Genomic DNA, 325 nt, shown 5'->3' on the forward strand with positions numbered 1-325 from the left:
ACGCTAGCAGATGGCTCTTACGACGTGACCGCGACCGTGACAGATACGGCAGGTAACCGCGATGAGGCGACACAAACCATCGTAGTTGATACCGAAATCGGCACAGACGGTGACGACGCGACGAGCGCGGTAAGCATCGACAGCATCACAGAAGACACGGCGGATGCGACCGACTTCATCACCAGTGACAACGAGTTGGTGATCAGCGGTAGCGTGGAGTTGGCGGAAGGCGACAGCCTGACGGTGAACTTCAACGACACCGATTACACGACGGATAACGGCCTGGTTATCACAGATGGCCAGTGGACGTTGGATGTGACGGGCA

The 325-nt window shown here is 57.2% G+C and carries 1 protein-coding gene; it reads right to left on the minus strand.

Translation table 11 applies throughout. The features are described 5' to 3' along the window. Positions 1 to 3 precede the first annotated feature (3 nt). Positions 4 to 325: hypothetical protein (locus tag AB4180_RS22770; protein WP_372082013.1), on the minus strand; the 322-nt coding region annotated here is incomplete at its 5' end.

This window comes from Vibrio sp. 10N.286.49.C3 (assembly GCF_041469545.1).
Lineage (GTDB): Bacteria > Pseudomonadota > Gammaproteobacteria > Enterobacterales > Vibrionaceae > Vibrio > Vibrio tasmaniensis_A.